18 protein-coding genes and 1 other RNA gene are annotated in these 23702 nt (G+C 72.8%); 15 read left to right on the forward strand and 4 right to left on the reverse strand.

The annotated features are described in order from the left end of the window. Nucleotides 1-3: 3 nt before the first annotated feature. On the reverse strand, nucleotides 4-1362 hold the full coding sequence (locus tag FDM97_RS04985; protein ID WP_137989044.1) for an ABC transporter substrate-binding protein: 1359 nt from the start codon (nucleotides 1360-1362) through the stop codon (nucleotides 4-6). A gap of 135 nt (nucleotides 1363-1497) precedes the next feature. Beyond that, nucleotides 1498-5304 (reverse strand): FHA domain-containing protein, encoded by a 3807-nt coding sequence (locus FDM97_RS04990; RefSeq protein WP_137989045.1) that lies wholly within the window; start codon nucleotides 5302-5304, stop codon nucleotides 1498-1500. 434 nt (nucleotides 5305-5738) lie between these two features. On the opposite strand from FDM97_RS04990, the gene FDM97_RS04995 reads away from it, so the two are divergent. From FDM97_RS04995 to FDM97_RS05010, 4 genes are all read left to right on the forward strand, one after another. Further along, nucleotides 5739-7421 carry a serine/threonine-protein kinase gene (locus FDM97_RS04995; RefSeq protein ID WP_137989046.1) on the forward strand — a complete coding sequence of 561 codons (1683 nt, stop codon included), beginning with the start codon at nucleotides 5739-5741 and terminating at the stop codon, nucleotides 7419-7421. Nucleotides 7422-7538: 117 nt separating this feature from the next. Then, nucleotides 7539-8792, forward strand: a complete 1254-nt coding sequence (locus FDM97_RS05000; protein WP_137989047.1) for a serine/threonine-protein kinase — start codon at nucleotides 7539-7541, stop codon at nucleotides 8790-8792. Nucleotides 8793-8885: 93 nt separating this feature from the next. Further along, nucleotides 8886-9992 carry a peptide chain release factor 2 gene (gene prfB / locus FDM97_RS05005; RefSeq protein WP_137989048.1) on the forward strand — a complete coding sequence of 369 codons (1107 nt, stop codon included), beginning with the start codon at nucleotides 8886-8888 and terminating at the stop codon, nucleotides 9990-9992. 385 nt (nucleotides 9993-10377) lie between these two features. Continuing rightward, nucleotides 10378-11301 (forward strand): hypothetical protein, encoded by a 924-nt coding sequence (locus FDM97_RS05010; protein ID WP_137989049.1) that lies wholly within the window; start codon nucleotides 10378-10380, stop codon nucleotides 11299-11301. Nucleotides 11302-11419: 118 nt separating this feature from the next. On the opposite strand, the gene FDM97_RS05015 is transcribed toward FDM97_RS05010, so the two are convergent. After that, complete coding sequence (locus FDM97_RS05015; RefSeq protein ID WP_137989050.1) at nucleotides 11420-11605, reverse strand: hypothetical protein; 186 nt, start codon at nucleotides 11603-11605, stop codon at nucleotides 11420-11422. Between the two features lie 237 nt (nucleotides 11606-11842). Between FDM97_RS05015 and ftsE the strand changes: the two genes are divergently transcribed. From ftsE to FDM97_RS05045, 6 genes are all read left to right on the forward strand, one after another. After that, a complete protein-coding gene (gene ftsE, locus FDM97_RS05020) occupies nucleotides 11843-12532 on the forward strand; it encodes a cell division ATP-binding protein FtsE (protein ID WP_137989051.1) in 690 nt (229 codons plus the stop codon). A 21-nt stretch (nucleotides 12533-12553) separates the two neighbouring features. Then, nucleotides 12554-13471 (forward strand): permease-like cell division protein FtsX, encoded by a 918-nt coding sequence (gene ftsX / locus FDM97_RS05025; protein WP_137989052.1) that lies wholly within the window; start codon nucleotides 12554-12556, stop codon nucleotides 13469-13471. A gap of 78 nt (nucleotides 13472-13549) precedes the next feature. Beyond that, nucleotides 13550-14743: a S41 family peptidase gene (locus FDM97_RS05030; protein WP_137989053.1), complete on the forward strand. Its 1194-nt coding sequence runs from the start codon at nucleotides 13550-13552 to the stop codon at nucleotides 14741-14743. 18 nt (nucleotides 14744-14761) lie between these two features. After that, nucleotides 14762-15301, forward strand: a complete 540-nt coding sequence (smpB, locus tag FDM97_RS05035) for an SsrA-binding protein SmpB (RefSeq protein ID WP_254705506.1) — start codon at nucleotides 14762-14764, stop codon at nucleotides 15299-15301. An 80-nt stretch (nucleotides 15302-15381) separates the two neighbouring features. Further along, nucleotides 15382-15773: a transfer-messenger RNA gene (ssrA, locus tag FDM97_RS05040) on the forward strand. A gap of 154 nt (nucleotides 15774-15927) precedes the next feature. Beyond that, entirely contained in the window at nucleotides 15928-17004 is a 1077-nt protein-coding gene (locus tag FDM97_RS05045; RefSeq protein ID WP_217510224.1) for a glycoside hydrolase family 18 protein, read from the forward strand. Here the strand turns inward: FDM97_RS05045 and FDM97_RS05050 are convergent. Beyond that, on the reverse strand, nucleotides 17001-18260 hold the full coding sequence (locus FDM97_RS05050) for an MFS transporter (RefSeq protein WP_432816276.1): 1260 nt from the start codon (nucleotides 18258-18260) through the stop codon (nucleotides 17001-17003). The two genes, FDM97_RS05045 and FDM97_RS05050, sit on opposite strands and share 4 nt — an antisense overlap. Before the next feature lie 103 nt (nucleotides 18261-18363). Between FDM97_RS05050 and FDM97_RS05055 the strand changes: the two genes are divergently transcribed. The 5 genes from FDM97_RS05055 to FDM97_RS05080 all read left to right on the forward strand — a co-directional run bounded on the left by FDM97_RS05055 (nucleotide 18364) and on the right by FDM97_RS05080 (nucleotide 23627). After that, on the forward strand, nucleotides 18364-19329 hold the full coding sequence (locus FDM97_RS05055; protein WP_254705507.1) for a LysR family transcriptional regulator: 966 nt from the start codon (nucleotides 18364-18366) through the stop codon (nucleotides 19327-19329). Nucleotides 19330-19765: 436 nt separating this feature from the next. Next, on the forward strand, nucleotides 19766-21121 hold the full coding sequence (locus FDM97_RS05060) for a nitrate/nitrite transporter (RefSeq protein WP_137989056.1): 1356 nt from the start codon (nucleotides 19766-19768) through the stop codon (nucleotides 21119-21121). A 75-nt stretch (nucleotides 21122-21196) separates the two neighbouring features. Further along, the gene (locus tag FDM97_RS05065) at nucleotides 21197-22336 is read left to right on the forward strand and encodes a uroporphyrinogen-III synthase (RefSeq protein WP_137989057.1); all 1140 of its coding nucleotides are present in this window, start codon (nucleotides 21197-21199) and stop codon (nucleotides 22334-22336) included. A 156-nt stretch (nucleotides 22337-22492) separates the two neighbouring features. Continuing rightward, nucleotides 22493-23002 (forward strand): GNAT family N-acetyltransferase, encoded by a 510-nt coding sequence (locus tag FDM97_RS05075; protein ID WP_137989058.1) that lies wholly within the window; start codon nucleotides 22493-22495, stop codon nucleotides 23000-23002. A gap of 73 nt (nucleotides 23003-23075) precedes the next feature. Continuing rightward, nucleotides 23076-23627, forward strand: coding sequence for a CGNR zinc finger domain-containing protein (locus FDM97_RS05080; protein WP_137989059.1), 552 nt, complete (start codon nucleotides 23076-23078; stop codon nucleotides 23625-23627). Nucleotides 23628-23702 lie beyond the last annotated feature (75 nt).

Genomic DNA, 23702 nt, shown 5'->3' on the forward strand with positions numbered 1-23702 from the left:
GCGTCAGCTCTTGTAGGCCTTGGCCGCGTCGGCCTCCAGCCGCGCCTGGGTCCCGGCGATGTCCCGCGGGTTCTTCAGGAAGTCCTGGAGCGCCTTCCATTCGCCCTTGCCGGGCGTTCCGCCGAAGGACTGCGGCATCTGGTCCGACATGTCGAAGCGGAAGTCGTCCCCGGCCTCGATCAGGGCCTGGGCGATCTCGCGCTGGACGTCGTTCGGGTACGCGGTCAGGTTCAGGTTCTTGTTGGGGGAGAGAAAGCCGCCGGCGCCCGCCCAGACGGCGGCGGCGTCCGGCGAGGCGAGGAAGGTCAGCAGCGCCCGGGCGCCCTTGGTGTCCTTCAGGGCCACCGCCGCGTCGCCGCCGGTGACGACCGGGGACGCCGCGCCGACGGACGGGAAGGGGAACACCTTCGCGTCCGTACCGATCTTGGCGCTGGTCTGCGCGATGTTGACGGCGGCGAAGTCGCCTTCGAAGACCATCGCGCCCTTGGGCTGGTCGCCGCCGGTGAAGGTCTGGGTGACCGAGACGGGGAACTCCGTCTGCAGCGCGCCGTCCGCGCCGCCCGCGATCAGATCCGGCTTGCCGAACAGCTCGGCGAGAGTGGTGAGCGCCTGGGTGACGGAGGCGTCCGTCCACTTGATCTCGTGCTTGGCGAGCTGGTCGTACTTCGCCGGGCCCGCCTGGGAGAGGTAGATGTTCTCGAACCAGTCGGTCAGGGTCCAGCCGTCGGCGCCGCCGACGGAGACCGGGGTGACGCCGGAGGCCGAGAGGGTCTCGGCGGTGGCGAGGAAGTCCTTCCAGGTCTTGGGCTCGGAGGCGCCCGCGTTTTCGAAGGCGGCGTTGTTGTACCAGATCAGGGACTTGTTGGCGGCCTTGAAGTACACGCCGTACTGCGTGCCGTCGACGGCGCCGAGGTTCCGCCAGCCCGGGGAGTAGTTCTTGAGCAGCTCGGCCTCGGCCTCGGGGCCGATCGGCTTGAGCCACTTCTGGGCGGCGGCCTGCTGGATCGCGCCGACCTGGGGGAGCATCGCCACGTCGGGCGGGGAGCCGCCGGCGATCTTCGTGCCGAGGAAGTTCACGATCGGGTCCTGGGCGGGCACGAAGGTGACGGTGGCGCCGGTGCGCTTCTCGAACTCCTTCAGGACCTTGGTGAAGTTCTCCTGCTCCGGGCCGGTCCAGACGGCGGCGACCTCGATCTTCTCGCCCTTGAGGGAGGGTAAGGAGACCGACTTCTTCTCCTTGCCGGTGCCGCCCGGCCCGGGGTCCGGGTCCTTGGAGTTCTCCCCGCCGCAGCCGGCGAGGGTGAGTGCGGTGAGGGCGGCGATCGCCGCTGCGGCCCTGCGTGTACGAAGAGTTGTACGCATTACTGCCCCGTCTCTCCTGTGCGCGTGCGCGTCCCGTGCTCGTGCCAGTGTCGACAGGTCTACGCCGGGTGATGGGGCGCCGCAATACCGCCTTCCGCGGCGAACGGGGGATCGTGATGGGCTCGTGACGTCCTGTCAGGCGTGCGTCGCGGGCGTGAGCGGGGGGACCGGCGTCGCGTCGACGGAGCGGGCCGCACGGTCGAGCGCGGACGCGAGGAGTGCGAGGTCGGTCGGGCCGTTGCCCAGCTCGCGGACGGGTCTGCGGGTGGGCGGGTCGCCCATCCGCTCCCACTCCAGCGGGACGACGGTCGGCCGCAGCGTCGCCGTGCGCGGGATGCGGCCGGTGACCCGGCCGGCCTGGAACGGGGTCACCCGGCCGTCCGGGTGCCCGAGCCGTCCCCGGCCCGGCGCGGGCTCGTCGGGACCGGCCGCGACGGGGGGCGCGTCGAGCACGACCCGGAGGCGGGCGCCATGGGCCAGCTCCGTGTCCGCCGTACGGTCCGGGCGCGCCGAGGTCGCGACCAGGTGCACCCCGAGCCGCTCACCGACCCGCGCGACGGCTTCGAGGGCCCGTACGACGGACCCGGCGGCCGGCCGCCCGGGGGATCCGAGCGCGGGCGCCACGAGCGCGTCGTAGTCGTCGACCAGCACCACGAGCCGGGGCAGGGCGGCGGCCTCGTCGTCCCCGCCCCCCACGGCCTCGGCCCGCATGCGCAGCGTCGCGCCGGCGTACGGGTCCACCTCCCCACCGGGACGCGGCACCCGCCCGGACGGGCGATCCCCGAGATCCTCGGCACCGGGGCCATCGCCGATACGTACGGTCCGGCCGCTCGCGTGGCCTTGGAGGTCGTCGGCGCCCGTGCGTGGGGTGCGGCTGCTCGGGCGGTCGGTGAGGTCGCCGTCGCCGGTGCGCGGCGTCCGGGCGCTGGGGCGGTACGTGAGGTCGTCGGCGCCCGTGCGCGCCGTGCGGCCGCTCGGACGGCTCGTCAGGTCCTCCGCGCCGGTGCGTGACGTCCGGCCGCTCGCGTGGCCCTGGAGGTCGTCGGCGCCCGTGCGCGCCGTGCGGCTGCTCGGGCGGTCGGTGAGGTCGCCGTCGCCGGTGCGCGGCGTCCGGGCGCTCGGGCGGTACGTCAGGTCCTCCGCGCCGGTACGTACGGTCCGGCCGCTCGCGTGGCCTTGGAGGTCGTCGGCGCCCGTGCGCGCCGTGCGGCTGCTCGGGCGGTCGGTGAGGTCGCCGTCGCCGGTGCGCGGCGTCCGGGCGCTCGGGCGGTACGTCAGGTCGTCCGCGCCCGCCCTCGGGTCGCGGGTGCCGGGGCGGTCGCCGACCGTGCCCTCGCCCGTGCGGAGGGTTCGGCCGCTCGGGCGGTCGGTGAGGGGGGTGTCGGCGGGGGCCGAGCGGGCGTCGGGGACGCGGGCGGTCGTCCGGGCGCCCGGGGGCACGGTTTCCGCCGCGCTCGGCGGGCGCTGGCCGATCAGGCGGCCCGCCGCCCGGCCGTCGGCGAAGTGCCCGTCGCCCAGGATCTCCGCGCGGCGCTTCAGCTCCGCGCCCAGCGCCTGCGCGAACGCGCGCATCCGCACCGGGTCGGAGGCGACGAGGTGCTCGGTGACGTGCGGCAGCTCCGTACACGCGGCCAGGCCCTCGCCGCGCTCACCGCCCGCGCCGTCGACCAGGAGCAGGCCCAGCCGGTCGGGGCGGCCGCCGGCCGCCAGGGAGGCGGCGATCGAGCGCAGCAGTTCCGTGCGCCCGCTGCCCGCGGGCCCCTCGATCAGCAGGTGGGGGCCTTCCTCGGTCAGGTCGACCGACACCGGCCCGCGCGGACCGGCGCCCAGGACGGCCGTCCCGCCCCCGGCGGCGGCCCAGCGGGCCATCAGCGAGGCCGGCGTGGCCCGGGCGAGGCCGAGCTCGTCGAGCAGCCGGGCTGACCGGGGCAGCGCCGTCGCGGCCGTCCGCCCGTGCGTCGCGGCGGGGGCGTCCGTGCGCAGCGGGGCGACCGCCCGCCCGAAACGCTCCGCCCAGGCGACGGAGACGGCGTCCACCACGCCGATGGTCCCGTGGCCCGCGGCCCGGCCTCCCGCCGTGCGCAGCAGCCGCAGCGCCGTCGCCACGTCGCCGCTCAGCAGGGCGACCGCCCCGCACTCGCGGAAGGCCAGCGAGGCCGCGCACGCGCTCTCGTACGTCGCGGCGACCGGGGAGACCGGGGAGGCGGCCGGAGCCTCGGCCAGACAGAGCAGATGGATGCCCGCGGCCGCCCCCGCCCCGGCGAGCCGCGCGGTCGTCTCGCGCAGCGCCGCCGAACCGGGGTCGCCGTCCACGATCACGACCGTCGCCGGCCCTTCGTAGCGGGCCGCGGCCTCGGCGACGGTCGCACGGTCGGCGCTCGGCCAGCCGGGGCCGAGCGGCCCGTCGTCGAGGCGCCGGGTCAGCTCGGCGGTACGGGCATGGGCCTGATCGCGGTCGTACGCGAGGAGGAGCCGGCAGTCCTGGCCGTGGGCCGGGCGCAGGTGCGGGAGCCAGCCGAGCCAGCCCCAGGCCCGGCGCCGCTCCTCCAGGGGGCGGTTCCGGTCCGCGCTGATCAGCACGATCTCCAGGTCGGAGGGGGAGTGCAGGGCGGCGAGCTGGGCGACGACGGAGCGTGCGAGCCCGGCCAGCCGGTTCCCGGGGCCCGCGAGCCCGAGCGATCCCGCCTCGCGCAGCCCGACGGTGACCGGGACCCCGGACAGCTCCGCCCGGTCGGTCGTTCCGAGCCGGACCACGAGCGACTCGGGGTGGTCGGGGCCCCGCTCCCAGAGCCGCGGGCCGGGGCCGAGCGCGGTGAGCAGCACGGCGGCCGGATCGGGCCAGGTCTCGGCGACCGGCGGACGACCGGCGGCCCGGTCCGTACCGGACGCGGCGCCGGGACCGGCACCGGCGCCCACGCCGGTCTCGGACCCGGGGACCGGCAGGTCCTCCCTGGCGCCGGTGAGCCGCCGGGCCCAGGCTCCGATCCCGCGCTTGCCGCGCGCGGGCGGCGCCTGGCGCGCGGTCTGCCGGGTCCTGCTGTGCGCCTCGCCCTCGCCGTCCAGGGGCTCCTCGGCGCGCGCGTGCGCGGGGGAGCCGCCGTGGGCCGGGTCCGGGGGGATGCGCATGTGGTGCGTTCCATGAGCGGAACCGTCGCCCTGGAGACCGTCCGTCTCCTGCCACGCGCCGCGCCCGTGCGCGTGGCCGTACGTCCTGCTCTCGTCGCCGGAACCGGAACCGGAGCCGGAGCCGGAGCCGGAGGCTGCGGGGACGGGGGCGGGAGCGCCCGACGCCCCCGGGCCGACCCGCAGATGGCCCTCGCCGTCCGGGGCCGTCGGCAGGGAGTCCTTGTCGCAGCCGCCCGGTCCCGCCAGGCGGAGGGCGGACTCGCCCAGGCGCAGCAGCGCTCCGGGCAGCAGGCGGACCGGGCGGGCGCCGACCGCCACGCCGTCCAGCGTCGTGCCGTTCGTGGAACCGAGGTCCGCGACCGTGACCCGCCCGTCGTCCCCGACGGTCACCGTGCAGTGCACCCGGGAGACGTCCGGGTCGTCGAGCGGGACGTCCGCGTCCAGGGACCGCCCCACACGGATCGCCCCGCCGTGCAGCAGATGCACCCCGCCCGCGTCGGGCCCCGCGACCACGTGGAGCAGGGCCGAGGCGTCCTCGCCGGGCCGGTCGTCCTCGCCGGGGACCTGGAGTGTGAGCACCGCTCCGTCGACGAGCGGGGGCTCGCCGAGCGCGCAGCGCTGGGAGTCGAGCCGCTCACGGCCCGCGTAGAGCACGGGCGCCCCCGAGGTGGGGGTGTCGGGGCCGGAGACGGCCGCGGCCAGACCGGAGGCCACGGCGGCCAGCGCCGTCCCCGCCGGAGCGGTGACAAGCACGTCGCAGGCGCGCCCGGCGCCATGGCCGGCGTGCGGCGCGAGGACGGTCAGCCGGATCTGCATCGCCGTCAGCGGTCCCTTCTGCGCGTGATGCCCGGCAGGGGAACCGCCCTGTCTCTCCCCCCACCCGGCACGGACGCGTCGTCCGGTACAGGTCGGCACGGCGCGGGGGCTCCCGACCCCTCGACACGACGTGCTGTAGGCATCCTCGCACCTGCCACTGACAACCCGCCCGCGGGTCGGCCTCAAGTGATCTTGAATGGTCGGCTGTGGACGTAAAAGTGCCTGGTTGGGTACGTCTTACGACGTCCGTGGCAACCACCGGTACGACAGACGCGTCTTGTTTTCGGACAAGTCCTGCGCCGGAAATCAGCCGTCTCGTGACGACCGATGACCCGTTCGGCGGCACTAAAGTGGGTCGGACACCCGGACGGGGTCACAACACACCACAGGAACTCCGGGAATCCCAGGACCACGATCAGCAGGGAGCGCGTGACGTGCGGCCAATCGGCAGCAAGTACCTGCTCGAGGAGCCGCTCGGCCGCGGCGCCACGGGCACCGTCTGGCGAGCCCGCCAGCGGGAGGCGGCGGGCGCCGAGGCGGCCGTGCCGGGCCAGCCCGGAGAGACCGTCGCGATCAAGGTCCTGAAGGAGGAGCTGGCCAACGACGCGGACATCGTGATGCGCTTCCTGCGCGAACGGTCCGTGCTGCTCCGGCTCACCCACCCCAACATCGTGCGCACCCGCGACCTGGTCGTCGAGGGCGATGTCCTCGCCCTCGTCATGGACCTGGTCGAGGGCCCGGACCTGCACCGGTACATCCGCGAGAGCGGCCCGCTCACCCCGGTCGCCGCCGCGCTCCTCACCGCGCAGATCGCCGACGCGCTCGCCGCCAGCCACGCCGACGGCGTCGTCCACCGCGACCTCAAGCCGGCCAACGTCCTGCTCGCCGAGCAGGGCGGCCAGATGCACCCGATGCTCACGGACTTCGGCATCGCGCGCCTCGCCGACTCCCCGGGTCTGACCCGGACGCACGAGTTCGTCGGCACGCCCGCCTACGTCGCGCCGGAGTCAGCCGAGGGCCGCCCGCAGACCTCCGCCGTCGACATCTACGGCGCGGGCATCCTGCTCTACGAGCTGGTCACCGGCCGGCCCCCGTTCGCCGGCGGTACGGCCCTGGAGGTCCTGCACCGCCACCTCAGCGAGGAGCCGCGCCGCCCCTCGACCGTGCCCGGCCCGCTGTGGACGGTCATAGAGCGCTGCCTCAGCAAGAACCCCGACCAGCGGCCCAGCGCCGAGAACCTGGCCCGCGGGCTGCGCGCGGTGGCCGCCGGCATCGGCGTGCACGCCACGCCCGCGCAGATCGAGGCGGCCGACGGCGTCGGCGCGCTGCTCGCCCCCGACCCGGCGCCCGCGCCGGTCCCCGGGACCCCCGGCGTGGATCCGGCCGGCGCGACCCAGGTGCTGCCCAGCGGCGCCGGCGCCCAGTACGACCCCGCCGCCGCGACCAGCGTCATGCCGACCAGCGGCCCGGCCGGCGCCGCCGACCCGACCGCGGTCATGCCCCCCGTACCACCGCGCCCGGACGGTCCGCCGCAGTCCCAGCCCGAGGAACCGCACCCCTGGCAGAGCCAGCTGGCCGCGGCCCGCGACCGCAACGAGCAGACGCAGGTGCAGTACCTGGACCCGAGCCAGGACCCCCTGCGCCGGCGCCCGCAGCGCCAGCAGCCGCCCCAGGGGCAGCCCCAGCCGTACCAGCAGCAGCCGCAGCAGCCGCAGCAGTACCAGCAGCCCCAGCGGCCGCCGCAGCGGCAGCAGTACGCGCCCCAGCAGCCCCCGCCGCCTCAGCAGCAGTACGCCCCGCAGCAACAGCAGTACGCGCCCCCGCAGCCGCCGCCCCAGGCGCCCGCCCCGCGCGAGCCGCGGCCGCCGCGCCAGCGCAGCGCCAACCCGATGCGGATCCCGGGTCTGGGCTGCCTGAAGGGCTGTCTGTTCACGATCGTGCTGTTCGTGATCGCCGGCTGGCTCATCTGGGAGCTGACCCCGCTGCAGAGCTGGATCGCCGAGGGCAAGAGCTACTGGGAGGCCATCGGCGACATGATCTCGTCCGTCTCCGGCTGGATCTCCGAACTCGGCAGCGCGACGGAGAGTGGTACGACTACCGGCGGTACAGGGCAGTAAGAGACGGCAGTACTGCCGATTTATCGACTTCCGAGGGGTGTTTTCCCCTCGGAAGTGACGACCGGCGGCTGCGGACGCGTAACTTTGACGCGACCGCCAGCCGCTGAGGGAGCAGTCTTGGCACGGAATATCGGCAGCCGCTACACGGCCCACCAGATCCTCGGCCGGGGCAGCGCCGGCACGGTGTGGCTCGGCGAGGGCCCCGAGGGCCCCGTCGCGATCAAGCTGCTGCGCGAGGACCTGGCCTCGGACCAGGAGCTCGTCGGACGCTTCGTCCAGGAGCGCACGGCCCTGCTCGGTCTCGACCACCCCCACGTCGTCGCCGTCCGCGACCTCGTCGTCGACGGCAACGACCTCGCGCTCGTCATGGACCTGGTCCGCGGCACCGATCTGCGCACCCGCCTCGACCGCGAGCGCAGGCTCGCCCCCGAGGCGGCCGTCGCGATCATCGCCGACGTCGCCGACGGTCTCGCCGCGGCGCACGCGGCCGGGGTCGTCCACCGGGACGTCAAGCCGGAGAACATCCTGCTCGACATGGAGGGCCCGCTCGGCCCCGGCGGCGCCCACCCGGCGCTCCTCACCGACTTCGGGGTCGCCAAGCTCATCGACACCCCGGGCCGCACCAAGGCGACCCGCATCATCGGGACCCCCGACTATCTGGCCCCGGAGATCGTCGAGGGCCTGCCCCCGCGCGCGTCCGTCGACATCTACGCCCTCGCGACCGTCCTGTACGAGCTCCTGGCCGGCTTCACGCCCTTCGGCGGCGGTCACCCGGGCGCCGTGCTGCGCCGCCACGTCACCGAGACGGTCGTCCCGCTGCCGGGCATCCCCGAGGAGCTGTGGCAGCTGATCGTCCAGTGCCTGGCCAAGGCCCCCGCCTCTCGGCTGCGCGCCTCGGAGCTCGCCAGCCGCCTGCGCGAGTGCCTGCCCCTGCTGGCCGGGATGCCCCCGCTGGACGTGGACGAGCCGGACGACGCGGAACAGCAGACGGAGGCGTACGAGGAGGAGCCGTACTCGACCCGCTCCGGATCCGGTGCGGGCTCCGCCGAGGGCGCGCCGCGCCGGGCCGCCGTCCCCCTGGTCCCGGGCGCCTCGCCCGACTCCAACCGGGACACCCACACCTCCATGCGCGTCCCCGCCCCCGACGAGCTCGCCGGCGGCCCCCTGGGCACCGCCCGCGCCCCGCGCCCGGCCGGCGCCCGGCGGCCCGGCTCGGCCCGCCACAAGGCGGAGGCGGTCCGCAAGCGCCGCATCACGCTCTCGATCGCGGCGGTCGTCGTCGCGGGCGCGCTGGGGGTGGGCGGCTATCTGGCGGCCGCCGACGACACCGACGCACCGGCCCAGGACTCGAAGACGTCCACCGAGCCCTAGGGGGTGTCTTGTGGATCTTGCCGGACCTGATCCACAAGACACCCCCTGGGGCTGGAGGACCGGGGATTCTCGGCGAGCCGTTACGCTGGACGCGTGGCAGTCGTCGATGTATCCGAAGAGCTGAAGTCCCTCTCCTCGACCATGGGGTCGATCGAGGCCGTCCTGGACCTCGAAAAGCTGAGGGCCGACATCGCCGTGCTCGAAGAGCAGGCCGCGGCCCCGTCCCTCTGGGACGACCCGGAGGCGGCGCAGAAGATCACCAGCAAGCTTTCGCACCTCCAGGCCGAGGTCCGCAAGGCCGAGGCCCTGCGGAGCCGGATCGACGACCTCGGGGTGCTCTTCGAGCTCGCCGAGGAGATGGACGACCCGGACACCCGTGCCGAGGCGGAGACGGAGCTCACCTCCGTCCGCAAGGCGCTGGACGAGATGGAAGTCCGTACGCTCCTCTCCGGCGAGTACGACGAGCGCGAGGCGCTGGTCAACATCCGCGCCGAGGCGGGCGGCGTCGACGCCGCCGACTTCGCCGAGCAGCTCCAGCGCATGTACCTGCGCTGGGCCGAGCGGCACGGCTACGGCACCGAGGTCTACGAGACCTCGTACGCGGAAGAGGCCGGCATCAAGTCGACCACCTTCGTGGTCAAGGCCCCGTACGCCTACGGCACGCTCTCGGTCGAGCAGGGCACGCACCGCCTGGTCCGTATCTCCCCGTTCGACAACCAGGGCCGCCGCCAGACGTCGTTCGCGGGCGTCGAGATCCTCCCGGTCGTCGAGTCCTCCGACCACGTCGAGATCGACGAGTCCGAGCTGCGCGTGGACGTCTACCGCGCGTCGGGCCCGGGCGGACAGGGCGTCAACACGACCGACTCGGCGGTGCGCATCACGCACATCCCGACCGGCATCGTGGTCTCCTGCCAGAACGAGCGCTCCCAGATCCAGAACAAGGCGAGCGCCATGAACGTCCTCCAGGCGAAGCTGCTCGAGCGTCAGCGTCAGGAGGAGCGCGCCAAGATGGACGCCCTCAAGGGCGACGGCGGCAGCTCCTGGGGCAACCAGATGCGCTCGTACGTCCTGCACCCGTACCAGATGGTCAAGGACCTGCGTACGGAGTTCGAGGTCGGCAACCCGCAGGCCGTCCTGGACGGCGAGATCGACGGCTTCCTCGAGGCGGGCATCCGCTGGCGCAAGCAGCAGGAGAAGTAACGGTATTGAGGTCTGCGACGCCGGGCCCCTCGCACCGACGGTGCGAGGGGCCCGGCGTTTTCGTCGTATGTCGATTCGCGGGCGCAAGCGGAATCGGGGTTGGCGGGCCGCTTTGTCGACAAGGGAACTGGCTTGGGGGAGGCGGTAGTTCCACGTTTACGTCACAGTTGCATCCCCGCATGACGGTCAACTGGTGATCTTTCCGGCATCGCACGCGCAACGACCTTGACGCGTATGCGGAAACTCGGAAGGGTGGCATGCGGCATGCGTATCTCTGGGGCGCGTGTGAACGGGGGCAGGTCCATCTCACGCGACCGCACCCGGTGTTGCCGAGGCCCCGGGCGCTGCTCCAATGACGAGATGAGCTACTGGGGGTAGCAGCCAGATGACCAAGAAGACGCGGGTCCGCGTAGCGCGCATAGCGGCCGGCGCGGTGATCGCCGCCGGTGCGTCGCTCACCGCGGCGGGTGCCGCCCAGGCCGTGGGCGTGTCCTTCGGGGCTGAAGTGAACGACGGCACCATTGAGGTCGAGGCCGGAGTCAACAGCGGTGGCGACGACGGTGGCACCGTCATCGGCGGCATCGACGGCGGCCAGGACGGCGGCACGACCGACGGTGGTACGACGGACGGCGGGACCACCGACGGTGGTACGACGGACGGTGGCACGACCGACGGCGGGACCACGGACGGCGGGACCACCGATGGTGGCACCACGGACGGTGGCACGACCGACGGCGGGACCACCGACGGTGGCACGACCGACGGCGGGACCACGGACGGCGGGACCACCGATGGTGGCACCACGGACGGCGGTACGACCGACGGCGGGACCACCGACGGTGGCACGACCGATGGTGGTACGACGGACGGCGGGACCACCGATGGTGGTACGACGGACGGTGGCACCACCGACGGCGGTAACGGCAACAACGGCGGTAACGGCAACAACGGTGGCACCGGCAACAACGGTGGCACGACCACCAACGGTGGCAACAACGGTGGTTCCTCGACCAACGGTGGCTCCACCACCACGGGCGGCGGCTCCACCACCACCGGTGGTTCCTCCACCGACGGTGGCACCGGCGACTGCACCGTCGACGTGAACGGCGCCGAGTGTGTGGGCAACGACCCCGGCACCAACAACGCCGGCTCGCAGCCCGTCGAGCAGGGCAAGGCCAAGGAAGAGCTCGCCGAGACCGGTGCGATGGAGACGTCGTTCCTGCTCATCGGTGCCGCCACGATGATCGCCGGTGGTATTGGCTTCCGGATGCTGCCGCGTCTGGTCGGCGGTGGCCGCGCGGCCGTCTGAGGCGCGTAACCGCGGCATCGCGTAAGGCGCATCACGCGCATCACGCGCACCACGCATAAGGAGAGGGCCGGGGGAGCACCCCCCGGCCCTCTCTCCTGTCCGGCTCGTATACGTACCGCTACGCGGCCTGCAGCGCCGCGAGCAGCGCCAGCGCCGCCACCAGGGCGACCACCAGGGCCAGCAGCATCGTCGGGGTCAGGCCCGTGGACGGGTCCAGACGTTCCCGGTTCGCGCGGCAGACGGGGCAGCGGCCCTCTGCGACAGGGGCCGCGCAGTTGGCGCACACCAGTCGGTCATAGGTCATGCGCTCTCCTCCTCCCGCACAGGGGGTCCACACCAAGGACAACGCTCGGCGACACCCGGGCGTTCCCCCTACCACTGTGCCAGCTCCCGCGCGTTTCGGCGCGCCCCGTCGGATTACACCCGTTCCGCCCGGAAGGACGAAAAGGATAAAGCACGCAAGCGCGGACCGCGACTGCGCGGTCGCTCCGAGGTCGCGTAAGGTCGCGCACACCTACTCCCGGCCGACCGTGGTGCATCCGTGATCCGATTCGACAACGTCTCCAAGTCCTATCCGAAGCAGAACCGCCCCGCGCTCCGGGATGTGTCCCTGGAGATCGAGAAGGGGGAGTTCGTCTTCCTCGTCGGTTCCTCCGGCTCCGGAAAGTCGACCTTCCTCCGGCTGATCCTGCGCGAGGAGCGCTGCAGCCAAGGCCAGGTGCACGTCCTCGGCAAGGACCTCGCCCGGCTGTCCAACTGGAAGGTCCCCCACATGCGGCGCCAGCTCGGCACCGTCTTCCAGGACTTCCGCCTCCTGCCCAACAAGACCGTCGCCGAGAACGTGGCCTTCGCCCAGGAGGTCATCGGCAAGCCGCGCGGCGAGATCCGCAAGGCCGTTCCGCAGGTCCTCGACCTCGTCGGCCTCGGCGGCAAGGAGGACCGCATGCCGGGCGAGCTCTCCGGTGGTGAGCAGCAGCGCGTCGCCATCGCCCGGGCCTTCGTCAACCGGCCCATGCTGCTGATCGCCGACGAGCCCACCGGCAACCTCGACCCGCAGACCTCCGTCGGCATCATGAAGCTGCTCGACCGCATCAACAGGACAGGGACCACCGTCGTCATGGCGACCCACGACCAGAACATCGTCGACCAGATGCGCAAGCGCGTCATCGAGCTCGAAAAGGGCCGCCTCGTCCGCGACCAGGCGCGCGGCGTCTACGGATACCAGCACTGAGCAGGTAGGGGATAGAACACCATGCGCGCTCAGTTCGTGCTCTCCGAGATCGGCGTCGGCCTCCGGCGCAATCTCACGATGACCTTCGCCGTCATCGTCTCCGTGGCCCTCTCGCTCGCCCTCTTCGGCGGCGCGCTGCTCATGCGCGAGCAGGTCAGCACGATGAAGGACTACTGGTACGACAAGGTCAACGTCTCCATCTTCCTCTGCAACAAGAACGACGCGGCCACCTCGGCCAAGTGCGCCAAGGGCGCGGTGACCGCGCAGCAGAAGGAACAGATCCAGGCCGATCTGAAGAAGATGGACATCGTGGAGAACGTCCTCCACGAGTCCACCGACGAGGCCTACAAGCACTACAAGGAGCAGTACGGCGACACCGCCATCGCCTCGGTCGTCACGCCCGACCAGATGCAGGAGTCGTTCCGGGTCAAGCTCAAGGACCCGGAGAAGTACAAGGTCGTCGCCACCGCCTTCGCCGGGCGGGACGGGGTGGAGTCAGTCCAGGACCAGCGAGGCATCCTGCAGAACCTCTTCGACCTGATGAACGGCATGAACGTCGCCGCCCTCGGCGTCATGGGGCTGATGCTGATCATCGCGCTGATGCTGATCGTCAACACCGTGCGCGTCTCCGCCTTCAGCCGGCGGCGCGAGACCGGCATCATGCGCCTGGTCGGCGCCTCCAGCTTCTACATCCAGATGCCGTTCATCATGGAGGCCGCCTTCGCCGGTCTCCTGGGCGGAGCCGTCGCCTGCATCATGCTTCTGGTCGGCCGGTACTTCCTGATCGACCACGGCATCGCCCTCGCCGACAAGATGCAGCTCGTGAACTTCATCGGCTGGGACGCCGTCCTCGCCAAGCTGCCGCTCGTCCTCGCCATCGGCCTGCTGATGCCGGCTCTTGCCGCCTTCGTGGCGCTGCGCAAGTACCTGAAGGTGTGAGAAGAGACCTCTGACAGTGGATGGCGTCGTACGGACAACCTCCGTACGGCGCCCTTCGCTTGTCCTAGAGTGCATGCCATGCCGGTCGGCTCCGAGTTCTGTCTCCGGCCCCGCGGAGTCCTCCGTGGGGCCGCTTTGACGATGGTCTTCGCCGGGGTGCTCGCCACGGCCGCGGCCACCGGCGCCCTGCCCCGGCAGGAGCCGGAGACGTCGAGGACCGTACGGGCCGTTCCCTCGCGGGCGGACGCCGACCAGGGCACCGTCGACCCGTCCGCACTCGCCCGCGCCGCGTCCGAGGCGATGGCCGACGGCAAGTCGGGCAAGAAGGCCGCCGAGGAGTTCGTCAGCCGCAGCGGCGACCGCTGGGGCGCGGTCTACGGCGCGGCGGAGTACGAGGAGTTCGAGCGGGCCCTCGACGGCTCGTACACCGGGGTCGGCATCTCCGCCCGCAAGGCGGGGAAGGGGCGCATCGAGATCAGCCGCGTCCAGGCCGGCGGACCCGCCGCACGGGCCGGGCTGCGGGCCGGCGACCGCCTCGTCACCGTCGACGGCCGCCCCGTCGGCGCGCTCTCCGTCTCCGAGGCCGTCTCCCTGCTGCGCGGCGACGGCGTCCCCGGCTCCACCGTCACCCTCGGCGTCGAGCGCGGCCGCTCCGCCTGGACCGAGACCCTGAGCCGGGCCCGGCTCGCCACCGAGGACGTCACCGTGCGGCGCCTGGACGACCGGACGGTGCTGATCAGGGTGGCCGCCTTCACCAAGGGCGTGGGGGAGCGGGTACGGGAGGCGGTACGGTCCGCCCCGGCCGGCGCCGGAGTCCTCCTGGACCTGCGGGGCAACGCGGGCGGCCTGGTCACCGAGGCCGCCGTCACCGCCTCGGCCTTCCTCGACGGCGGTCTGGTCGCCACGTACGACGTCGACGGCGAGCAGCGGGCCCTGTACGCCCAGAGCGGCGGGGACACCGTCCGGCCCGTGGTGGCGCTGGTCGACGGGGGCACGATGAGCGCCGCCGAGCTTCTGACCGGCGCCCTGCAGGACCGCGGCCGGGCGGTCACCGTCGGCTCACGCACCTTCGGCAAGGGCTCGGTGCAGATGCCGAGCACCCTCCCGGACGGCTCCGTGGCCGAGCTCACCGTCGGTCACTACCGCACCCCCGCCGGTCACGGCGTCGACGGCCAGGGCATCACCCCCGACCTGGACGTCGGCGACGCCACGGGCGCGCGGGCCGAGGAACGGGCGAGAACGGTATTGAGTGGCCTCGGAGGGGGCTCGTAGTGCGAAAATGGCCGCACTATGGCAAAGGGACTCGTGAACGTGCAGGGCAAGCCTGCGAAGAAGAAGGACCCGGAGAAGGGCCCTGAGCGCAAGATCATCGCGCAGAACAAGAAGGCGCGCCACGACTACCACATCATCGACACCTACGAGTGCGGTGTGGTGCTCATGGGCACCGAGGTGAAGTCGCTCCGGATGGGCCGGGCGTCGCTGGTCGACGGCTTCGTCCAGATCGACGGGCACGAGGCGTGGCTGCACAACGTCCACATCCCGGAGTACCTCCAGGGCAGCTGGACCAACCACCACGCGAAGCGGAAGCGCAAGCTGCTCCTGCACCGCGCCGAGATCGACAAGCTGGAGGCGAAGTCCCAGGAGACGGGTCACACGATCGTGCCCCTCGCGCTCTACTTCCTGAAGGGCCGCGTCAAGGTCGAGATCGCGCTCGCCAAGGGCAAGAAGGAGTACGACAAGCGGCAGACGCTGCGCGAGAAGCAGGACACGCGGGAGACGAACCGGGCGATCGCGGCGGCGAAGCGGCGCCAGCGGGCCGCGGCCCTCTAATACGCTGGCAACCGTACGCGGTCGTCACGTACCATGGGTCCTGCACCTCACAGCGGGTGCGACCTTTGAAAAAACAACATGGGGATGATCGGTTTCGACAGCGGATGTCGAAGCAGGGGAAGCGTGTCGAGGAAGCGGCAATGATCTCGTAAACCATATGTCGCAACCAATAATCGCCAACTCCAAGAGCGATAACTCCCGCTTCGCCCTCGCTGCCTAATTTAGGTATCGAGCAGAAGCCTCTGTGAGGAGCGTCAGCCCGGGGATGGTCCCGACCCGGATCCTGGCGTCATTCAGGGATCTAAACCTCTAGCCCCGGTCACGGGGGCCTGAGGGAAATCAAACAGTGACTGAGCCCGTCGGAGACTTGTCCGCGTGATCTCCGGGGCTGAGAAACTCGTAGCGGACTGCACACGGAGAAGCCCTGATTCTGCACCGTTGGACGCGGGTTCGATTCCCGCCATCTCCACTCATCCCATGTGGGCACAGGCCCGGCAGTCGTCACGACGACCGCCGGGCCTTTGTCATGCCGGACGCGGGGTGTGCGCGCTCTTGTCGACTTGGTCTGGACCTGCCACGCTGCCGGGGCCGCCCCCCCTGATCTCACGGCATCCACGGAGGTACCTATGCGCCACAGACCGCTCGCGGTCCTCCTCATGCTCTTCGCCCTCCTCGTCCCCACCACCACGCCCGCCGTCGCGGCCGCCCCCGTCCAGGTCTACGGGGCCTGGCACTGCGGCGACGACTACTGCACCTGGGGCACCGTCCGCAGCGTCGCCGAATTCGACTCCAAGAACCACTGGCTGATCGACCGCGGCGACGGCCGGCCCTCCGTCAACCTGGTCGTCCTCAGCTTCGTCGAGCCGCAGAAACTGCTCCGCCGCACCACCGACGCGACGACCGCGGGCGGCGTGCCCGTCGGCATGAACCGCGACATCGTCCAGTACTTCACCTCCCGCGGGATCCGCGTGATGCTCTCCATCGGCGGCATCACGTACACCGACGAGTGGGACGCGGCCCTCGCCGAGAACGCCACCCAGCTCGGCCTCAACGCCGCCGCGGTCGCCACCGAGCTCGGCGTCGGCATCGAGATCGACTACGAGCAGAACACCGACCCGAACCTGGCCGGGCTGCAGGCCTTCATCGACGCCTACCGCTCCGTGCACCCCTACGACGCCTCCGGTACGAAACCGGCCGCGCGCCTGACCATCGACACCGCGGCCGGCGACCGCTGGCTGATCGGCATCAACCGCAAGGCCACCGCCGACTGGCTGCGCACGGACAACCCCGTGCTCGACTACGCCAACGCGATGGTGACCGCCCGCCCCACCTCGGCGAGCTCCCACATCGCCAACTGGCAGGAACACATCGACGGCAAGTCGCAGTACTCGCCGCCGGTCCTCCCGCTCGCACCCGCCAAGTTCACCGCGGGGCTGTACATCGCGTACGGACGCAGCCCGCTTCCCGAGTGCACCGACTTCGCGAACTCGCTGCAGAAGGCGACCGGCGACTGGGTCCGCAACGCCGCGCCGAACGGGGCCGGTTCGACGCCGGGGCTGCTCGGCTACATGTTCTGGGCCGCCGAGAAGCCCTCGACGCGCGGCCTCGGGACGCAGCCGCCGAACGGCTGCGAGGGCGGGGTCGGCGCGGGCGCGACCTCGTACGGGGTCCAGGTGCCGATGGGGCCCCTGCGGCAGAGCTAGCAGGGCCTCGTCCAGCCGGCGCGGCGGCCCACCCGGGGCGCCGCGCACAGGCCGAACGCCAGGGCGGCCGCGGCTGTCGGGACCAGGAAGGCGTACGTCGTCGCCGGGGCGTGCTCGGCAGCCCAGCCGCCGCCCGCCGAACCGGCCGCGATGCCGCCGAGGAGGGCGGTCACCGCGAGCGTCATGCCCTCGTTGAGCCGCCCCGCCGGGGTCATGCGCTGGACCAGGCTCATGCCGGTGACCATCGTCGGGGCGGTCGCCATGCCCGCCACGAGCAGGCCGCCCGCGAGGGCGAGCAGGGAGCCGGTCGACGCCCCGAGGAGCGGCAGCGTCATCAGTACGGTCATCGCCGCGAGGCAGGTGCTCAGCCGGGCTCTGCGCCCCGCGCGGCCGTAGAGGAGGCCGGCGGCGCAGGAGCCGGCGGCCTGCAGAGCGAGGACCGGACCGGCGAGCGGGCCGTCGACATGGGCGAGGGTGACGACCTCCATCGCGCCGAAGACGGCGCCCGTGGCAAGGAAGACCCCGAGCAGGGGCGCCATGCCGGGGGCGCGCAGCAGGGAGCCGGGCGCGGAGGTGGAGCGGGGCGCCACCGGGGGTTCGGTGGAGCGCTGGGCCGCGAAGATCAGGACCCCGCCGAGCAGCAGGGCCGCGCCGGCCAGGGTGCCGGCCTCCGGGAACAGCGCCGAGCAGAGGACGGCGGCGAGCACCGGGCCGATCATGAAGCAGAGCTCGTCGACGGCCTGCTCGAAGGCGTTGGCGGTGTGCAGCGCCGCCGGGTCGCCCCGGTGGAGGTGGGCCCAGCGGGCGCGGGACATGCCTCCGGTGTTGGGCGTCGTGGCCGTCGCCGCGTACGCCACGAAGAGGGTCCAGGCCGGCGCCTCGTGGTGCACGCACAGCAGCAGGGCGAGCGAGCCGAGCACGGCCGCCGCGGTCGCGGGGACCGCGATCCGGGCCTGCCCGTACCGGTCGACGAGCCGCGCCGTCCAGGGCGCGACGAGGGCCGTGGCCGCGAGCCCGGTGGCGGTGACCGCGCCCGCCAGGGCGTACGAGCCGTACGATCCCGCGATCATGATCACCGCGCTGACGCTGAACATGCCCATCGGCAGGCGCGCGACGAGGTTCCCGAGGGTGAAGGCGCGGGCGCCGGGGGTGGCGAAGAGGCGGACGTAGGGGTTGGAGGGGGCGGAGGTGGGGGCGGGGGCGGTGGTGCGCCGTTCGCGGTAGCGGGGGGCGAGCGTCGGGCCCGCCGGGGTCATCACGAGGTCGTGTCGCGGCATGGAAGAAGCCTCGTGGGAGCGGTGGCAGGCGGTCCAACACCTGCTCCGTGGCCATTCACGCGCCTGTGTTGTTGAATGCGGGGTGGTCACTTCGTACGACATCGAACCTCGGCTCCTGCGGGCCTTCGCCGCCGTCGCCGACGAGCTGCACTTCACCCGGGCCGCCGCCCGGCTCTATGTCGCTCAGCAGGCGCTCAGCCGCGACATCCGGCGCCTGGAGCGCGAGCTGGGCACGGAGCTGTTCGTACGGACCACCCGGCAGGTCTCCCTCACGGCGGACGGCGAGCGGCTCCTGCCGTACGCGCGCCGCGTGCTGGCCGCCTGCGACGAACTCGCCGACGCCTTCCGCGCGGCCGGCCGGCCGCTGCTCGTCGACCTCAACGGCGCCGGCTTCGCCCACGGCCGGGTCCTGGAGCGGGCGCGCGAACTCGCCCCGGAGCAGGAGCTGATGGCCCGCTACGAGAGCGGACTCACCGGGGCCGCGGCGCAGATCCTCGCCGGCCGGCTCGATGTCTCCTTCGGGCGGTACGGGGGACTGGAACCGGCCACGCGGGCGCGGCTCGCCTCGCAGTTCGTACGGTACGAGCCGATGGCGGTGCTACTGCCCGAGGACCACCCGCTGGCCGATCTGGACACCGTCCCGCTGGCCGCGCTCGCCGGCGAGAGCGTGTACGCGGGCGCGGGCAACGACCGCACCCTCGAGTGGACCGGTCTGGCCGCCCGCCTGTTCGCGGGGCGGGGCATCGCGGTCGCACCGCCGGCGCCGATGGTGGTGGGGAAGGAGGAGTTCCGCCGGATCATGGCCAAGCTCCGCACCCCGGCCCTCGCGGTCGTCGACTTCCCGCCGATACCGGGCAGCGTGCTGCGGCCCCTTGTCGACCCCGTGCCGATCTCCCCGGTGAGCATGGTGTGGCGCAAGGGGCTCCGTCACCCCGGCCTGGACGCGCTGCGCGCGGCGGCGACCGAGATCGGTGAGCGGGAGGGCTGGCTGCGGCGCCCCGAGGGAGCCTGGCTCCCGGAGGGCGAGCCGGGGATCCCGGCCGGCTGAGTTCCGGCCCTGGCGCGGGCTGAGCTCCGGCCCCGGCGGGGGCTGAGTTCCGGCCCTGGCGTGGCCGAGCCTCGGGCTCTGGCGTGGGCTGAGTTCCGGCTCTGGCGTGGGCTGAGTTCCGGACCCTGGCGTGGCCGAGCCTCGGGCTCTGGCGTGGGCTGAGCTCCGGCCCCGGCGGGGGCTGAGTTCCGGATCCTGGCGTGGCCGAGTCTCCGGCCCCGGCGCGGGACCGAGCCGGGCTGGGCACGGCTCCCGGCGGCTCGGCTCAGCCCGGCTCCCGCGCCCCGGCGCTCACACCAGGTCTCCGCGCCGGGTGAGAGCAAGGTTCCGTACCCGTCACTTCCCGCCACCGGCCTGAAACGCCGCCCCCCTAGCGTCTCCGGCAAGAGGTCCAGAGCATCTGGACGCTCAGGACCCGACACCGTGGAGGTACGTGATGGGCGGCCGATGGATCGAACGGTGGGAGCCGGAGGACGAGACCTTCTGGCGTGAGACAGGGGAGCGGATCGCCCGGCGCAATCTGCTCTTCTCCGTGCTCTCCGAGCACATCGGCTTCTCCATCTGGAGCCTGTGGTCGGTCATGGTCCTGTTCATGGGACCGCAGTACGGCGTCGACCCGGCCGGCAAGTTCTTCCTGATCGCGACCGCCACCCTCGTGGGCTCGGTCATCCGGGTCCCGTACACCTTCGCCGTCGCCCGGTTCGGCGGCCGGAACTGGACCATCGTCAGCGCGCTGCTGCTCCTCCTGCCGACGGGCTTCGCCTACGCCGTCATGGAGCCGGGCACCTCGTACGGCACGTTCCTGCTGGTGGCCGCGCTCACCGGAGTCGGCGGCGGCAACTTCGCCTCCTCCATGACCAACATCAACGCCTTCTTCCCGCTGCGGAAGAAGGGCTGGGCCCTCGGCCTCAACGCCGGCGGCGGCAACATCGGCGTCCCCGTCGTCCAGCTCGTCGGCCTGCTCGTCATCGGCACCGCCGGGGCCGCGCACCCGCGGATCGTCCTCGGCGTCTACATCCCGTTCATCGTCGTCGCCGCCCTGTGCGCCGCGTTCTTCATGGACAACCTCACCCCCGTCAAGAACGACACCGGCGCCGCCAAGGAGGCCGTGAAGGCCGGACACACCTGGATCATGGCCTTCCTCTACATCGGCACCTTCGGCTCCTTCATCGGCTACAGCTTCGCCTTCGGCCTGGTGCTCCAGACGCAGTTCGGCCGCACCCCGCTCCAGGCGGCCTCGCTCACCTTCATCGGCCCGCTCCTCGGCTCGCTGATCAGGCCCGTCGGCGGCTCGCTCGCCGACAGGTTCGGCGGCGCGCGCATCACCCTGTGGAACTTCGTCGGCATGGCCGTGGCGACCGGCGTGGTCATCTACGCCTCCGTCGCCGAGTCGCTCCCCGTCTTCCTGGTCGGCTTCATCGGGCTCTTCGTCCTCACCGGCCTCGGCAACGGCTCCACGTACAAGATGATCCCCGCGATCTTCCTCTCGCAGGGGCACCGCAAGGGGCTGTCGGGCGAGGCGGCGGAGTCGTACGGCCGCAGGCTCTCCGGGGCCTCCATGGGCCTGATCGGCGCGGTGGGCGCGCTCGGCGGCCTCGGGATCAACCTCGCCTTCCGGCAGTCGTTCCAGACCGCAGGCACCGGCACCTCGGCCTTCGTCGCCTTCCTCGTCTTCTACGCGGCGTGCATCGTCGTGACCTGGGCGGTATACCTTCGCCGGCCGGCTGTGGTGCCGGACACGGCGGAGGGCGCGGAGGAGAAGAACCCGCAGCTCGGTTACGCCGAGGTGTGATCGGGAGTGGTCCGTAACGGCCAGGAAATACCGGCGAACCGAGTCTGTCACGCATCGCCGTCAGGCTCGGTCGTCATGTACGAGCAAGAGCAGGGTCCCCTCGCGGGGTTCACCGTCGGAGTCACGGCGGCGCGGCGCGCGGACGAGCTGAGCGCGCTCCTCCGCCGCCGGGGCGCGGCCGTGGTCCACGGCCCCGCCCTGCGTATCGTGCCGCTCGCGGACGACACCGAACTCCTCGCCGCGACGAAGGAACTCATCGACCACGCCCCGGACGTCGTCGTCGCCACCACGGCGATCGGTTTCCGGGGCTGGGTCGAGGCGGCGGACGGCTGGGGGTACGGCGAGGAGCTCCTCGACTGCCTGCGCGGCGTGGAGCTGCTCGCCCGCGGCCCCAAGGTCAAGGGCGCGGTACGGGCGGCGGGTCTGACCGAGTCGTGGTCGCCGTCGTCCGAGTCCATGGCCGAGGTCCTCGACCGGCTGCTCGCCGAGGGGGTGACCGGGCGCCGGGTCGCGCTCCAGCTGCACGGGGAGCCGCTGCCGGGGTTCGTGGAGGCGCTGAAGGCGGGCGGCGCGGAGGTCGTCGGCGTACCGGTCTACCGGTGGATGCCGCCGGAGGACATCGGCCCGCTGGACCGGCTCCTGGACGGCGTCCTCGCCCGGACGCTGGACGCGGTGACGTTCACCAGCGCTCCGGCCGCCGCGTCCCTGCTGACCCGGGCGGAGGACCGGGGAGTCCTGGAGGAGCTTCTCACGGCGCTGCGGCACGACGTGCTCGCGGTGTGCGTGGGGCCGGTGACGGCGCTGCCGCTCCAGGCGCACGGCATCGACACGCTCCAGCCCGAGCGCTTCCGGCTCGGGCCGCTGGTGCAGCTGCTCTGCCAGGAACTGCCCGCCCGGTCCCGCACCCTGCCCGTGGCGGGCCACCGCGTCGAGATCCGCGGCCACGCGGTCCTCGTCGACGGCTGTCTCCACCCGGTCCCGCCGGCCGGGATGGCGCTGCTGGCCACCCTCGCCCGGCGCCCCGGCTGGGTGGTCTCCCGGGCCGAGCTGCTGCGGGCCCTGCCGGGCGCGGGCCGCGACGAGCACGCCGTGGAGACGGCGATGGCCCGGCTGCGGACGGCACTCGGCACGCCGAAGCTGATCCAGACGGTGGTCAAGCGCGGGTACCGGCTGGCGCTGGACCCGATGGCGGACACCAAGTACGCGGACGCGTAGGGGACCCTCAGCGGGCCACTTGGTGGACGTTGTGCTCCACGACGTCCGACAGGAGACTCGCCGCGGCGCGGAAGTCCTTGTCATCGTGGAGCACGATCAGGCCGTGGTGGGCAGCGGTGGCGCAGATGAGCCAGTCGACGACCGAGAGGTACGGGGATGATCCACACCCGCCCCGCCGAGCCCACCGACGCCCCCGCCCTCGCCGCGGCCCTCCTGCGCAACAGGGACCACATGCGCCCCTGGGAGCCGCACCGGACCGAGGCGTACTACACCGCCGAGGGGCAGGCCGCCCGGCTCGCGGACGGAGGGAAGAGGTGGTTCGCCGTCGACGGGGAGGAGATCGTCGCCTCCGCCACGCTCTCCGGGATCGCCCTCGGCCCCTTCCGCAGCGCCTCCCTCGGCTACTGGGTCGACGCCCGGTACACCGGCCGCGGCCTGGCCACCCGGCTCGTCGAGGAGGTCTGCCGGGCCGCCCGCGACGAGCACGGCCTGCACCGGATCGAGGCCGGCACCGTCCTCGCCAACCACGCCTCCCAACGCGTCCTCGCCAAGAGCGGGTTCGAGAAGATCGGCACCGCGCCCCGCTACCTCCACATCGACGGAGCCTGGCGCGACCACCACCTCTTCCAGCGCATCCTTCACGACAACCCGCCGCCGGGGGTCTAGCCGGGACCCGCCCCCGGTGGGCACTCTGGTCGGGCGCCCGACCGGCATTCGACCGCGAGGTGGTGACAGGGTGATGGCCGTACGGTTCGACTCGGGGCGGATCTGCCTGGACCTGGCCGCCCAACCGCTCGACCGCACCGAGGCGCTCGACCAGTTCCTGCACGCGGCCGGACTCGTCCCGGTCACCACGACCCTGCGCGCTCTCGACGCCCACTGGGTCGCCCACTTCCGCGAACTGCGCGACTGCGTCGGCGCATTGGTGAACGCCCAGCTCGACGGCGAGTGCGCCGACCGGGCCCTGGAGCGGCTCAACGAGCTCGCCGCCGCCTCCGCCCCGCCCGCGCCCCGCGCCGTACGCACGGAAACCGGCGGACTCGTACGGGCGTTGAGCGACGAGCCCGACTGCCGCGCGCTGCTCGCCGCCGTCGCCCGGGACGCCGTCGACCTGCTCACCGACCCCGCCGCCCGCGCCCTGCTCCGGCGGTGCGAGGGCGACAACTGCCGCCGCTGCTACCTCGATACGTCCCGAGGGCGCCGCCGCCGCTGGTGCTCCAGCGAGACGTGCGGCAACCGCGAGCGCGTTGCCCGGCATCGGGCAGCGCGACGCGCCCACGTGGCCGTGTGAAAAAACCTCGCGCGCCGTTGAGTCGAACCCGGCCCCCTTCCGTATCTCTCGACGACAACAGGGGCTCGACCGGGA

This window comes from Streptomyces vilmorinianum, assembly GCF_005517195.1.
GTDB lineage: Bacteria > Actinomycetota > Actinomycetes > Streptomycetales > Streptomycetaceae > Streptomyces > Streptomyces vilmorinianum.